Source organism: Mucilaginibacter pineti, from assembly GCF_900101875.1.
Taxonomy (GTDB): Bacteria; Bacteroidota; Bacteroidia; order Sphingobacteriales; family Sphingobacteriaceae; genus Mucilaginibacter; species Mucilaginibacter pineti.
The window spans coordinates 373,217-387,609 of sequence record NZ_FNAI01000002.1; the positions used below are offsets into that span (position 1 = coordinate 373,217).

A 14,393-nucleotide genomic window follows, 5' to 3' on the forward strand; every position below is an offset into this window, starting at 1 on the left:
GTGTGTTTCTTGCCGCAGAACACACCCCTGCCATCGCGCAATTCCCCGCGTAGCCCATGAAAAGACAGAGATATCATAAATAAGTTTGATAGGCTACCTGCCCGCCCCTTCGGGGCTACGTGTTTATAGTTTAATATAATATAGGCTTGGCTCCGTAGGTGCCTCCTTATTTAACAGGAAGCTCCTATGGAGCTATTGATACCCATAAAATACCTATAAACATGATACTCCTACGGAGTTAGAAAATCTGATTACGTTTTTGTGTCTTTTCATGGGCTATTACCCTCTCAAGAGGGGAATTATTAACAAAACCTTTTAAGGCAAAGGTTATCGCCGTAATAAAAACACAAAAGCCACCCCAGAAAACTGAGGTGGCTTTTGTGTTTAAGTCTTAAATTTTATTTAAGCGTTGCTACGGTTGCAACATCGGCCGGGGTTGACGATTGCATATCGAAAACAGTGATTTCGTTTTTACCTTGTTTTAACCATGATGCAGGGCAATACAAATGCTTTTGCGGACCGCGGTTCCAGTAACGGCCAAGGTTGTGGCCATTCACAAACACCACACCTTTGGCATATTTACTCATGTCAAAATAAGTATCGCCGGTTTTGGTGATGGTGAACTCTCCCTTAAAGAAAGTGCCTTTGTTGTTTGGCGCGGTTTCGGCAGATGTTTTGAGATTGCTTATAAACTGCTCATCAAGCGGTAACTTGAAAATGTCCCAGTTCATCAGCGTCATGCCGTTAAGTACTACACGGTCGGTAATACCTTTTCTGTCAATAATGTACTGGGCAAAGTTAATGTGGCCCATACCTTCAACCAGGATATCCAAAACAGGATCTTTGACATCGCTTTCGGGCAACTTAACCGACCATTTGCCGCCATCGCGGTACACACTGTCAATATATTTTCCGTTTAAAAATACCAGCGCGTAATCATGCGGCTCGGTAATGGTTAACCAGCCGCTTTTGTGGCCTATTAATTTGGTACGATAAAGTATCAAACCCTGGTTTTGGTCAAACGCTTCCATTGGTTTTGGCTGCGGCGACTGGATAGCCGCAGGCAGGTTTTGCCATATATTGCTATACACCTGCATTTTAATAGCCGGGGTAACAATGGTTTTAACCGGCTTAGGAACGTCAGGAATTTTATAACCAACGTACTGACCGATAAGCTTGCGCATCATGTAATATTTAGGTGTTGCGTTGCCTTGCTCATCTATAGGTGCATCATAATCATAGCTGGTAACATCGGGCTGGTATTCGGTTGCTTTGCCGGCGTTTGCGCCTGCTGTGTAGCCAAAGTTTGTACCGCCATGCACCACATAAAGGTTAAACGATTTTTTGTTTTTTAACAGGTAAGTAAGCTCTTTCCTGATGCCGGGGGTATCAGCAGTAGCCCAGTTTTCGCCCCAGTGGGTTAACCAGCCCGGGTAGGTTTCGCTGCTGAACGCTGGCGCTGTTGGGTCGGCTTTTTTAGCTGCATCAAAATCCTCGTCGCCGCTGCCGCTGTCAAGTCCAACTGCTGCGCCGGTTACGTGGCCGGCATCAAGCATATAAGGCGTGGCACCATCGGCAGTGTAAAACGGCACTTTTATGCCGTTATTCAGCCACATATCTTTAAGCGTGTTCAGGTAAGTTTTATCGTTACCGTAGCTGCCGTATTCGTTCTCAATCTGTACCATTAAAATAGGGCCGCCGTTTACGCATTGTAATGGGGCAATCTCTTTAGCCAGGCTGGTAACATATTTGGTTAATGGTTCCATATAGCGCGGGTCCATACACCTTACCTTAATATCCGGAATTTTTAGCAGGTAGGATGGCAGGCCGCCAAAATCCCACTCGGCACATACATAAGGGCCCGGACGCAGCATCACCCACATACCTTCTTCCTTACAAATTTTTATAAACTCGGCAACGTTGTGGTTGCCGGTGCTGTAATCAAACACGCCGGGGCTTGTTTCCTGGTAATTCCAGAAAACGTAGGCGGCAATGGTATTACAGCCCATAGCCTTAGCCATTTTTATACGATGGCGCCAGTATTCATGCGGAATACGCGCCGGGTGCATCTCGCCGCTGATGATCTGGAAGGGTTTGCCATCCAGCATAAAACCTTCGGGTTTTAACGTAAACTGGTGCGTGCTTTGCGCCTTAACCGTTGCAACCGCAACAAAAAGACTAATTAAAAGCAGGGTGATTTTTCTCATTTTTAATAGTATCTGTGATTAGTTTTTGTAATTATTTGGCCTCACCCTACCTCTCCAAAGGAGAGGGTTCAAATAAAGTCCTCTCCTTTGGAGAGGATTTAGATGAGGCTAAACAGTGATTAGTTTTTTACAATAATTTTTTGATCGTCCTTAACACTTAAATAATCTGTTTTTATGTGGATGATGCCTTGCTGCTCGGCAGCATTGAAATAATAACCGGTTTTAGCTTTGTTAAACTTGGCTAAATCGCGGTATACCTTAAACTTTTTACCGTTAACCAACACCTGTGCAGGGGCAGCGCTGCTGTGAATCTGTAACAGGTAAACACGCTCGGTAAGCTGGCCTTTAAACGTGCCTTTGGCCGCGTTAATGGTTACGGCGAGGTCTTTATCTTTATCGGCCTGTATCAGGGTTTTGGCAAAACCGTCGGTCTTGTAATCGCGGGTTAGGCCGTCATCTTCGTAAAGGTTAAATGACGATTTTCCTGACGGATAAATAGCCACTGTAAGGCTGTCGGTTTTCTTTTCGCCGTCGTAATTCATTACCGGGTACATCGGGATAATTGCGCCTGCCTTAACAAACAGCGGCAGCTTATCCAAAGGTGCTTCGTAACCGTTTAACCAAGTGCTGCCTTCCATGCTTTTACCGCTCCAGTAGTCATACCAGGTGCCTTTTGGCAGGTAAATGCTATCGCGTTTGGCCTCGTTCTTATAAACAGGAGCAACCAGCAACGACTCGCCGTTCATGAACTGGTATTGGGTAGCTTTACCTTGCGCAACCGGATCGGTAGGGTACTCCAGCACCATAGCGCGGGTGGTTGGCACACCGGTATCGTATGATTCGCGGCAGTAGGTGTACATGTATGGTGTAAGCTGCATTTTTAACTGCAGGTATTTTCTGTTGATGGTGGTATAAGGTTCGCCGTAAATGTAGGGTTGTTTATCTTTTTTAGCCCAGCCGCTCATGGCCATAAATACTGGGGTAAAACACTTCCATTGTAAGTCGCGGGTATAAGTGTCGGCACCGCCGCCAAAAATACCGTCAACATCGCCTGTAGCCGCATTTTGTGCCGATAAACCCGCACCTATGATGGTAGGGATGTGGAACCGGATGTATTCCCAGTTACCAGATTGATCGCCCGTCCATACGGTTGAGTATTTTTGCGTACCGGCCCAGCCCATAACGCTCCATACAAAACCACGTTCATTACTGTTACTCTCAATGCCGTTATAGGCAGATTTGCAGGCATCAAGCGCAAATTTGTAACCGGGGCCAACCCAGGCCACATCTAACTTACAAACGCGTGAACCATATTCGCCAACTTCCTTAGCTATCTTATCTATGCCATTTTCCGTCCATAAGCCGGTGTAAAAACCGCGTTTATGCAGCTCGGCAATGGTTGAATCAAGTTTGGTGTAACCGCAACCATAGCCGTCATTAGGCAAGATCCAGCCGCGAGGCATGTTGTTTTCAACATACTTATCGGCAACAAGTTTAATCACATCGGGCGTGGTGCCGGTTGTGCCTGTGCCTTTATAGTTTTTTGAATCGTCGCCTTTGGCACCACGGTTGTAGCAGTTGGCATCGCCCATGCTCAGCGCCCAGCGCGGCATTAAAAACGGGCGACCGGTAGTTTCGGTATAGCCGTTAAGAATTTGTTTTAACGATGGTCCGTAAAAGTAAAAACAATCAAAACGGTTTTCGTTGTGCGAGAATTGCAGGGTATCCTTGAAAGAATAAGCACCTACATCAAACGTGTTCCTGAATGCACCGTAACCGGCCGTCGACATGTAGAAAGGGGCGGGGTTTGGCCTGCCGCCATTGTCCCAGCCGTTGCCTTTTTCAATAAGCACGTTGGTGCCGCGGTGCGAGAAATAACCGTTTTGCATACCGCCGCCATAGAAATACTCATCGGCGTGGCGGCTCATGGTTTGTACGGTTTTAGCACCGTAAGTTAACGGTTTCGATTCTTCCCAAATAGGGTGTGTATCGCTTTCGTCATACATTGCAAAGCGCAGCGGTTGTTTGTAAACGCGCACTACACAGCTTTTGCTTTTTATCTGGTAGTAAGTCCCTTTATCTGTTGAGGTAAGGGTTGGGTTTTTTATGGCGAAGCTTTCTACAATATCATTGCCTGCGGGATTGGTAAACTCGCCATCGGGCGCCATCCAGATCCTGAAGATATCGTCTTGGTAAAATATCACCTTAAACTTACATTGACTGGCGGCAATATTGGCCTCGTTTTTATTAAGTTCGAATGCGGTGACATTTTGAACTGCAGATTCCTTGGCGGTAATTTTAAGCGAAAGCGTATTGTTGGCCGCCAGTTCATCACCCGGATAATCCAGGCTAAATTTTACGCTATGCGCCGAGCGCTGCGAAAGATCGGCAGGAGGGAATACCACGTTGTATTCTTCGCCGGGTTTTAGCGGTTGTTTTTTTGCGGGTACAGTTACCGAAAGGTTAAGGCCGTTATCTAATAAGCATTTAACTTTAAAATCGTTTTTAACGGTTTGTGTACCGTTGTTTTTTATCAGCACGCTTAGTTTATCCTGCTTGCCGAAGGTGTTGCCGTTTTCGGTATTGGAGGTAATGCGGTTGATGCTCAGATCTGTTCCGTAGGCCTGACTTAGCTCAATATCATCAATCATCCAGTACCAGCTGTAATAGCCTTTCCAGTAAAACCTGATGTATACCGTTTGCTGATTGGCGGCAACCTTGCTAATGTTAAGCTCCTCATTTATTGGGGTAAACATATCCGTAGCCGGGGCAATGTTATTTTTTACGTCAAAATCCGTCCATGTTTTACCGTCGGTACTTACACCTACGGATAGGCCTGCATCGGCTCTTGCGTGATCGGCATTGTAACGGAATGTTTGCTGGAAATGTAAAATAACCGACGATCTGTCCTTGCAATTAATAGCCGGTGTCTGGATCCAGGCATCGGGATATTCCTTTTTTTTAACCCATGAAGGCTGGTCCTCATCAATAATATATCCCGGCTGAAACTGCAGGTAATATCCACGACTTTTTGAAGCTATGGGCGGCGCCTGCTGCTGGTATTGGTACGAGCCGGGGTAGGGCTGGTTGGTAACTATCCATTGGATATCTTTTTTACTTACATCAACATTCGTCCATCCATCGGGTAGCTGGGCCTTTTTAAAGCTCTCGCTCCAAAATACCTTGGTGTCGGCTTTTTTTACCTGGGCATTTAATGACGATGCAGTGGCTGCCAGTGCAAAGCAAAGCAATTGTAATTTCTTCATTTATGTTTTTGGTGGTTGTAGGTAATAGTTTTATTGTTGTGGTAATGCGTTAAAATCAATAGCGGGAGGGGTACCATTGGCAGGCCTGGTTATCATGGTTCCGCGCGGGGTGGTGCCCACGGTTTTAAATCCGCCAGAGAACATGTAAAACCATTTGCCATCTACACCGCTGCCATAATCAAATCTTGGGTGTTTTACCTTATCGGCCGTGGTAGTGAAACGGGCGGTAGTAAGCTCCATCCATTTACCGGATGGTGTGCAGATCCATTGGTTACCATATTTTGCCGAAAAGTAATCCATCCCATTATCGCCAAAATTTTCAACGAATGAATATAGGCCGCTAAGCAGCTTGCCGCCGGTTTTGGTTTTATCCCATTGAGCTATCAGTTTCCAGCCGCCATTTTCGGGGGCGTAGTAGTAGGCGGTAAAAATGGTATGGTCGCCGGCAGGTTTTGCGCCTACCAATAATTTGTAAACAACATCTGCTTTCCAGTTAAACACCAGGTGGCTATGACCGCCCGAACCTTCGTTACCAAATTCGCCGGTGAAAACGCCTGCACCCTTTTTAATTAGGGTAATAGCGTAATCAGAAGGGATCTCCTTTGGATCGTTGGTGTTATAATTACTCCAGATAGAGAAAATAAACCGCTTCTCGTTTTTTGAATTATGCTGAATACCCATGTAGCCGCCGTTGAAACCATTAGTTTCGTAATAAGCGTTAACCGTACTGTCGGCAATTTTAGGAACCAACACTTCACTGTAAAACCATGCGGCAACGCTGTCGCCGGGTACTTTATAGGTAAGGTGGGTGGCAGGTGCGCCTTTATATTGGCTGTTGTTGAACTTTACATCCTTTGCTGCCGGGCCCGATAGGATGGCCTCAGCAATATCGGGCAGTTTATTGCCGCTTGTTTCCTTTACCTCAATAAAGTGGTAACCGCTTTTGGCAACGGTATAAGTTGCAACCGGCACAATGCTATAACCGGCAGATGATTTTACTTTTATGGTTGTTGGTTTGCCATTGGCATCTAACCGGCAAATTAATTTTGAGCCGTTTTCATCTTTTACTTTAAGCGCCACCTGCAGCGGGCCGTTTTCCTGGGTTAAGAAATAAACCCGGTAGGCATTGTTGCCAACGGTGTAACCGCTGCCAGATACAGGTACGGCAACGCTATTGGTGGTATCGGCGGTTTGTGCACTGGCCAAACCCGGTGCAACCAGGCCGGCAAAGGCAATAGCTAATAAAGAGGATGTAAATAATCGCATCATAATTAATGTTTACTTTTTAAGTTATTTACAAATGAAATCATTGCAGCCTAAATACGGCATTAAACCTTTGTGCAAACGTTAGCATAAAGTAGGCAATAAATACCAAACCCTGTTATTGCCTGCCTGTACAGGCCCCTAAATCAATAAATCAGGGAAAAGTGCAGTCCCAATTTCAATTAAAGTAAACAGCAACGGGCATATATTCATTTTATTAACTATTAGGAAGGTGGGGGTTGCCAATAATTAGTGCTGACTAAGAGCAATTTCAAACGTTTGCGTAGCAATTGTTAGTTTGTTGCGTAAACAGTTAATGCATGTTATCAGGCCTGTTTTTGATGTGTTTTTTAATAAAAGTAAAAAATGCTGCCCCATGGCCAACTTGTGCCGTAATTTTTGATATTTAAAGATAGATAAATGTAATTGCCTTTAATTAAGCTGTTTGAAGTTTTTGCAGTGCCATGCTGCCATTTCAGGAAAACACAAACGTTTGCGTTATCTTTTTACCTTTTTTTCTACTACTTGGTTAGGCGTTTAAACGCGCAAATTTTACGCTAAACCTACTTTTTTTATCGTGATAGCGTTTTTTTACCTCCTTTGGCAACATTCCGGAAATAGCTGTTTATTAACAATATCTTAAATAAATATTACCTATTTAATTTATACAAACGGTTGTGTAACAATTAAAAGTAAGCTGGCATACTTGTTTTTAATGCTATGTAAAACTCCATTTTGGCCCAAATAGTAAATTGTATTAAAAAGTGAGTATTTAACTAAAGAATAATTTTTATTCTTTTAATGACATTGATTAAATGTCATTTCTACGTCTTTTTGTTGGGGTTGACACAATAAACGAATTACGCAATTTTTATATCAATCGTTTGCGCTGACATATAAAAATTATTCTTAATGCAATTATTTAGTTTTAAATAATGCATCTGGATACTTGTGCATTATATAATAAGGTGATACAAGTTTTATCCCTCATTATATTTTAAAAAAGTATTATAAAGCCAGTGCCCGGGCAAAAAAGGCCCACGCTGGTTATAACCGAACAGACCCAACTTAATAAAACATACAATATGATTCAAACTTCTACTCTACAGAGTTCAAAAACCAACGTTTTGATCTTACAACGCCCAAGGGGCGGCATTCATCTATACGGATAACGGATATCATTTCCGTTTACATCCGGCGCTAACAATCTTACTTCAGGACCCCAATTGTCTTGTACCGTGAATTGCTATGCCCTAAAAGTTCAAAAATAGTTCAACCACGCTTTTATCAATAAATTAATTAACGCTAATGAAAATGATCCGAATTAGTACAGTCATTATTTATATGGCCCTGCTATTACCTTTTGGTATTACCAAAGCGCACGCTGGAGCATATAAAGCTGCTACTTTTAATTACAGTATCTGTTTTCAACAGGATACCGCCGATACCGTTAAAAAGAAACTGGATACGGTAATTGTTACCCCTATTAATCGTGCTTTACTTAAAGGGTTTGCCGATTCTTTAAATGTTAAGCTTTCAACGCTTACACCCAACGCATCAATTCAGCAAATGTTAAAGGGTAACATTGCCGGTGTATACGTACAGGAAACTACCGGCGAGCCTGGCACTGAGCAAAGCATGATAATCCGTGGCTTGTCTTCGCCATTGTTCAGCAAAAATGATATTTACAATCAGCAGCCAATGGTTTATGTAAACGGTGTGCCGCTGGTTCAGGAAAGTTCATTTGTATTTGATATTCAAAAATATGGCTTTAACCGTATCGGGCCCGCTACCAACTTGCTGGCTGGTTATGATATTGGCAATATAAATTCAATTGAAGTTATTAAAGACCCGCTGGAACTGGCTAAGTTAGGGCCCAATGCGGCTAATGGTGCCGTTTGGATAACTACTAAAGGTGCAAGGTCTGGTAACAGACAGTTGAGCATTAACAGTTATTTTGGCTTTGTACAGGCCAGCAAGGTAAGTACTACCAACGCGGCTTATGAAAACCAGTTTCGTAAGCCATTTTATCAGAAATACGCTACCGAAAGCGATTATCTGAACTATCCGGGGTATTTAAGAGATTCAACCAATGCCGATTATTATGGCCCGGCAAGGTGGAATGACCTGTATTACCAGAATACCGCAGTGCACTCTGTTGATCTGGGTTTAACAGGAGGATCTGACAGGGCAAACTTTCGTTTCTTCGGATCGGGAACTACCAATGCCGGCAATGCCGATAATACCGCGCTTAACCGTTACACAGCTTCGTTCCAGATTAATATGCTGCCTTTTAGCTGGTTAACCGTGTCAAGTAATGTTAACGCCAGCCGTATGGACAGGGACAGGAACCGCAGTCTGCGTGATCGCTTTGCTGAAACCCGTTATATTCCGGATTTGTACAACCCACTGCCGCCAAGCGAAAACACTTACCAGGCCTTATTAAATGAGGATAGTAAATCAATTGATAATAATAAGACTACCGCGGTTAACGGCTACCTGTCATTAGGTGTTGATTTTAACAAGTTTAAATTTGTATCGCGCTTAAGCTTTGATTACAATCAGGGTACAAGGGATGTGTTTTATCCATCAACCTTAATGGAGGGTAATAACTATGTATCAAGCTACCTGGGTTATAACCAACGTTTTAGGATAGATAACAGCTTGAATTATACCAGGGAGTTAAATAAAGATAATAAAGTAGTATTCACTGCAGGCCAATCATACCAAACAGATACGCATAAATATAACTATGCCAACGCCTACAACGGCCCCAATGATTTTATCAAGATTAACGTTGTTGAGGGTGGTACCGATTCGGCCACTTACCTGAAACCTGTAGGTTACCTGGTTTACAGGTATATTGATAAGGAGCAGGCCCGTTTGTTTTCGGTTTACGGTTCGGCAAAATATGAGTATAAAGACCTGTTATCCTTCTCGGCATTAATACGTGATGATGGATCATCAAATGCGCAACCGGGAAGCCGCTGGTTTATTGCACCAGCGTTTAGCGGTCAATGGAACCTTAAAAACCAGTTCCTTAAAGAAAGCAGCACTTTTGATGATCTTACGCTTAATGCTTCATGGTCAAGAATTGGTAAGCCATTTACTGACGATAGGTTTGCCGCCGGTCCGCAATACCGTGTAGAAATTGGCTGGGATGCCGAGCCTACTATTCCTGGTTACAATGGTGTAGCAGGAATATCAAGGCCTTATACCAGCGGTTGGGTTGGCTATAACTTAAAATGGTCATATACCGATGAACTGAACGTAGCCTTAAACGCCTCGTTGTTTAAAGGCAGGTTAAACGCATCGGCCACCTATTATATAAAGGATGATAAAAGGATGTTGCTAAGCATCCCTGTACCGCAGGAGTATGGTTTTGAAAGCAGCTATGTAAGCGGGATGGGTGTAAGAAACACCGGTATTGAGCTTGGCCTACAAGGCAGCATTATTAAAACCAGTAATGGTTTAAACTGGACATCGGGTATCAATGCCAGCATTAATAAAAACAAATTAACTGCGTTACCAAACGGTTTAGATGAACTGGTAATTGGCGACAGGAAACTTAAAGTAGGGCAGGCGATAGACCAGTTTTACATATTCCAAAACCAGGGCATCTACAATTCAGACAGCGAAGTGCCGGTTAACCCTGCAACCAACAAACGCATGACCTTTGAAGGTACCACGCTTAAAGCAGGCGACCCTAAATGGCAGGATTTGAACGGCGATTATGTGATTAACGATGCCGATAAAGTATTAAAGGGCCATTCTATGCCAAAAATCACTGGCGGCTGGTCAAATGATTTCCGTTATGGCAACTTCGATCTGAATTTCAATATCATTTTCGCGGTTGGTCAAAAAGCGCTTAACCAGGTGGCATCGTCACAATATGATTTTATCAACAGAGAATCTGGTAATGATATTAACTCCATTAAGGAGATCTTTTCATGGCAGGTAAATGTTGATGCTTCCAAGTATCCAATTTACAACCCATGGAGCAGCGTTGTTCCTTACCGTTTAGATCAGGATTTGTTTTTAGAAAATGCATCATATGCTAAATTAAGAACCGTATCTGTAGGCTATGATCTTTCAAAATCGGCCATGTTCACTAAATTAAAATCAACTTTTAAGAGGGCTTATATTTATTTAACTGCCAATAACCTGGTAACGGTTTCTCCCTTCTCTGGCAGCGACCCTGAATTGATTGATTATAACGGGATATACACCGGTTACGGCATGGCCATACCGCGTACCTATATCATTGGTTTAAAGTTGGATCTATAGTATTAACAAATAAAAATTACTGGATATGATATCTTTTATAAATAGACACATTCAAGCAAAAAAAATCACCGGCATTTTTGTGCTGGCTGTTGCGGTGTGCCTGAATATATCGTGTAAAAAAATGCTTGATGTTGACTCAAGCAGGCTTGCAAAAGAAGATGGCCACTGGACATCGCTGCAGGATACCCGAGCAGGCTTAATGGGTAGTTACGGTTTAATGCGTGCAGCCCTGGCCAACAACAATGCGCACTGGTTATGGGGCGAGTTCAGGAACGGAGATTTCCAGGCCACCAGCCGGTCAGATCTGAAAGCTGTTGTTAACGGCGATCTGAACGCATCATACCCGCTGCTGCAAAGCATCACCAGTTGGCGCGCTTTTTACGCCGTTATTAACAGTGCCAGCTTACTTATTGAGCGTGCACCCGAAGTATTAGCAGCAGATAAACGCTATACCGAGGTGAATTATAAAGTAGATGTGGCGCAGGCACGTGCTTTAAGAGCTTTCGCCTACTTCTACATGGTGAGGATCTGGGGCGATGTTCCGCTGATCACTTCATCGCACGATGGTAGTTTTGAAATGAAACCCCGCACCGATCAGCAAAAGGTATTAGTTTTTGCCGAATCGGAATTGGTTGCCGCTGCTAAGGACCTTCCTTACGTATACGGTGCCGATGTGGACGACCTGCTGCCGGGCCTGTATTATGGCTATAACGCCGACCGTTGGAGAGGTGCTTTATTCACCAAGATATCGGCTTATGCAGTATTGGCTCACATTGCCGCATGGCAGTCACATTACATTGATGCAGCTGTATATACAGACTTCATCATGAAAAACTATTCAAAATCAAACATTGCTTACTCTACTATAAGTGATTTAACCAGTGCCGATGGTATTTTCAACGGGGCATCAAACAACCCTATCATTTGCTTTGGCTTTAATGACCTGTACGGCGAATCGACAGCTAATGGCCACATAGAGCAACTGGTATTGGCCGCGCCGCTTATTGACAAGCAAACACCGGATTTGTATGTACCTAAAGACACCATAGCCACCGCCTTTACCGATCCTAACGATCAGCGGTTTGGTTTGGATACCATTTCTGGCCTGTCGCGTACCAACTACTTTGTGAATTACAGCGGCGAAACCCCGGTATTCAGCAAGATCAAGGTATTAAAGGGAGGATCTACCAATGGCAATTTCGCTATATACAGCTCTAATATCATTTTCACCCGGTTAGAAGAAATTACCCTGTTACGCGCCGAAGCATTGGCAGTATTAGGTCAGCGTCAGGATGCCATAACCCTGTTAAATCTTATTAAGAAAAGCAGGGGCGTACAAACCTTTGCCGATGGCCCCGATAAGGACCTGGTTAAAGAAATATTTGACGAGCGCCGCAGGGAGCTGATGGGCGAAGCCTGGAGATGGTATGACCAGGTGCGTTACAACAAAATAAAGGCCAGCAACGCCGCTTTTAACAACCTGATAAGTAAGCAAGGGATTTACTGGCCAATAGCTGCCGATGTACTGAGCGCCAACAGCCTGCTTACTCAAAATAGCTATTGGAAGTAACAGCAAACCTATAAATGATATTGTCACAAATTTTATTCTTAACACCATATTCAGATGAGAAATAAAAATGTTTTTTTCTTCCGCACACTGCTCGCAGTACTACTAAGTACTACGCTGTTTGCCTGTAAGAAAACTGATCTTGCTTACTATAATTATGAAAATAATTTAAAGGATTATAAAGGCAGCGCCCTGGAGTACATTAAATCGCAGCCGGGTGTTTATGATTCATTGATGGTAGTGCTTGACAGGTTGCCTGCTCTTGAAGATTCATTGCAAAACGAAAACGTAACCCTTTTTGCGGTAACCAATAAAAGCTTCCAGATTTCTGTAGAGAGCCTTAACGCAGTACGTAAAAAAACCAACAAGGCGCCAATTTACCTGGCCACCGCCGATCTGGCCCAGCTGGATACCATGATGTGCAAATACATCATCCCCGGAAAATTAACCACCGCCGATTTTGAAAGCTACTCAGACGGGTTGCTGATAAAAAGCCTTAAATACCAATACGCCATGCACGTTGCTTACAAAAAAGCAAATGCATCGGGCTTTAACGGGGGAGGGCCGGCCATTATCACGTTTACCGATCCTAAAAATTCAATTTTCGTGAGGTACTGGCAAAGTACACCAACCAATGCTGTAAACATAAAAACCAGTAATGCCGTGGTAAACGTTATCGCGCCCGGTCATGATTTTGGTTTCGGCGATTTTGTAACAAGGATTAACCATTAAGGCTTAAAAAAATGAAATATAAATACAATTTAAAAGCATTTAGCATTCTTTTAACTGGGCTGGCATTGCTCATAAGCGCCACCGGCTGTTTAAAGAATTTGCCGCAAGACAGGGAATCTATAGGCACAGATACGCGCTTTACGCAAACGGTTTACGCCCCGGTTTTAGGCAGAAATACCTTGTTTTCCAATAACTTTTTTGTTGGTAGTTCATCCCAGCCGCTAACCTTCGCAATTATTAACATGCGTAACAGGGATGGCTCGCCGGCACCGGAACTTACCGAAACCTTCCCAATACAGGTTTGGACACAACCCTACCTGGGCGACGAAAAATCCATAGCCGAAATTGAGGCCAAACGTAAAGTTGAAAACCATCCTTTGTTTGAAATAAGGGAACACTCGGGTCAGTTCCTGATGTGGTCTGCAGCACAATCCAGCTTTGTGAAAACACAGCCCGATTCTGGTTACGTGTTTGATGTGGAAATGTCAAACAGCGGTGGCCGCAGGTACTTTCGTGATTTTAGGCTGATGCCGCTGAAAGAGCGTTCGTTTGAGCCATCTACATTAAATGCCATTACCGGCCTATCGCAGCATACCGGTTTATCATCATCTGATGTGGGCAATATTAACGGTGCCAAAACCAATAAAATACTGGATGGTAATGATATTGAGGTGCAGTTTCACAAAGTTGGCGCAGGCAATTCATTAACCTTCAAGTTTGTGGATTCATTGTACAACCCTATTGACCCAAGTAGTTTTAACCTTACCAAATGGGATAAGCTGGTACACGGGTTTGATATGGTTAAAACCAACGAATCTGTTAAATACACGGTTGCCTACCCGGTTCCATTAATCGCTTATAAAACAGCCTATACTAATGCCGTGGGCGATAAGGCCCATGTTCTATTCTCTTATGACAGGCAGGGCTACGGCAATATAAGGCAGGTTTCCAGCCTCTCGCTCGACTTTGCAATTTTTGAAAAGGGCGATTGGGAGATAACGTTCTGGTTCAAGAACGAGAGTCCAAAGTTTGCTAACGATTAATAACATACAGCATTAAAATTTATATAAG

The 14,393-nt window shown here is 43.5% G+C and carries 7 protein-coding genes; 4 read left to right on the plus strand and 3 right to left on the minus strand.

The genetic code is table 11. The features are described 5' to 3' along the window. Positions 1–398: 398 nt before the first annotated feature. The 3 genes from BLS59_RS05925 to BLS59_RS05935 all read right to left on the minus strand — a co-directional run bounded on the left by BLS59_RS05925 (position 399) and on the right by BLS59_RS05935 (position 6,742). The gene (locus BLS59_RS05925) at positions 399–2,207 is read right to left on the minus strand and encodes a glycoside hydrolase family 35 protein (protein WP_091146108.1); all 1,809 of its coding nucleotides are present in this window, start codon (positions 2,205–2,207) and stop codon (positions 399–401) included. 119 nt (positions 2,208–2,326) lie between these two features. Then, on the minus strand, positions 2,327–5,473 hold the full coding sequence (locus tag BLS59_RS05930; protein WP_091146111.1) for a TIM-barrel domain-containing protein: 3,147 nt from the start codon (positions 5,471–5,473) through the stop codon (positions 2,327–2,329). Between the two features lie 30 nt (positions 5,474–5,503). Beyond that, positions 5,504–6,742 (minus strand): DUF3472 domain-containing protein, encoded by a 1,239-nt coding sequence (locus BLS59_RS05935; protein WP_091146115.1) that lies wholly within the window; start codon positions 6,740–6,742, stop codon positions 5,504–5,506. Positions 6,743–8,050: 1,308 nt separating this feature from the next. Between BLS59_RS05935 and BLS59_RS05940 the strand changes: the two genes are divergently transcribed. The 4 genes from BLS59_RS05940 (at position 8,051) to BLS59_RS05955 (ending at position 14,365) form a co-directional block, all read left to right on the plus strand. Further along, the gene (locus BLS59_RS05940) at positions 8,051–11,023 is read left to right on the plus strand and encodes a SusC/RagA family TonB-linked outer membrane protein (protein WP_205411194.1); all 2,973 of its coding nucleotides are present in this window, start codon (positions 8,051–8,053) and stop codon (positions 11,021–11,023) included. 121 nt (positions 11,024–11,144) lie between these two features. After that, positions 11,145–12,593: a RagB/SusD family nutrient uptake outer membrane protein gene (locus BLS59_RS05945; RefSeq protein ID WP_205411195.1), complete on the plus strand. Its 1,449-nt coding sequence runs from the start codon at positions 11,145–11,147 to the stop codon at positions 12,591–12,593. Between the two features lie 54 nt (positions 12,594–12,647). Beyond that, positions 12,648–13,322 carry a hypothetical protein gene (locus BLS59_RS05950; protein ID WP_091146124.1) on the plus strand — a complete coding sequence of 225 codons (675 nt, stop codon included), beginning with the start codon at positions 12,648–12,650 and terminating at the stop codon, positions 13,320–13,322. An 11-nt stretch (positions 13,323–13,333) separates the two neighbouring features. Then, a complete protein-coding gene (locus tag BLS59_RS05955) occupies positions 13,334–14,365 on the plus strand; it encodes a DUF5007 domain-containing protein (protein ID WP_091146128.1) in 1,032 nt (343 codons plus the stop codon). Positions 14,366–14,393 lie beyond the last annotated feature (28 nt).

Bases quoted from the DNA above. Each gene is read 5' to 3' on its own strand.
- BLS59_RS05925 (WP_091146108.1), bottom strand. From the start codon at position 2,207: ATGAGAAAAATCACCCTGCTTTTAATTAGTCTTTTTGTTGCGGTTGCA.
- BLS59_RS05930 (WP_091146111.1), bottom strand. From the start codon at position 5,473: ATGAAGAAATTACAATTGCTTTGCTTTGCACTGGCAGCCACTGCATCG.
- BLS59_RS05935 (WP_091146115.1), bottom strand. From the start codon at position 6,742: ATGATGCGATTATTTACATCCTCTTTATTAGCTATTGCCTTTGCCGGC.
- BLS59_RS05940 (WP_205411194.1), top strand. From the start codon at position 8,051: ATGATCCGAATTAGTACAGTCATTATTTATATGGCCCTGCTATTACCT.
- BLS59_RS05945 (WP_205411195.1), top strand. From the start codon at position 11,145: ATGCTTGATGTTGACTCAAGCAGGCTTGCAAAAGAAGATGGCCACTGG.
- BLS59_RS05950 (WP_091146124.1), top strand. From the start codon at position 12,648: ATGAGAAATAAAAATGTTTTTTTCTTCCGCACACTGCTCGCAGTACTA.
- BLS59_RS05955 (WP_091146128.1), top strand. From the start codon at position 13,334: ATGAAATATAAATACAATTTAAAAGCATTTAGCATTCTTTTAACTGGG.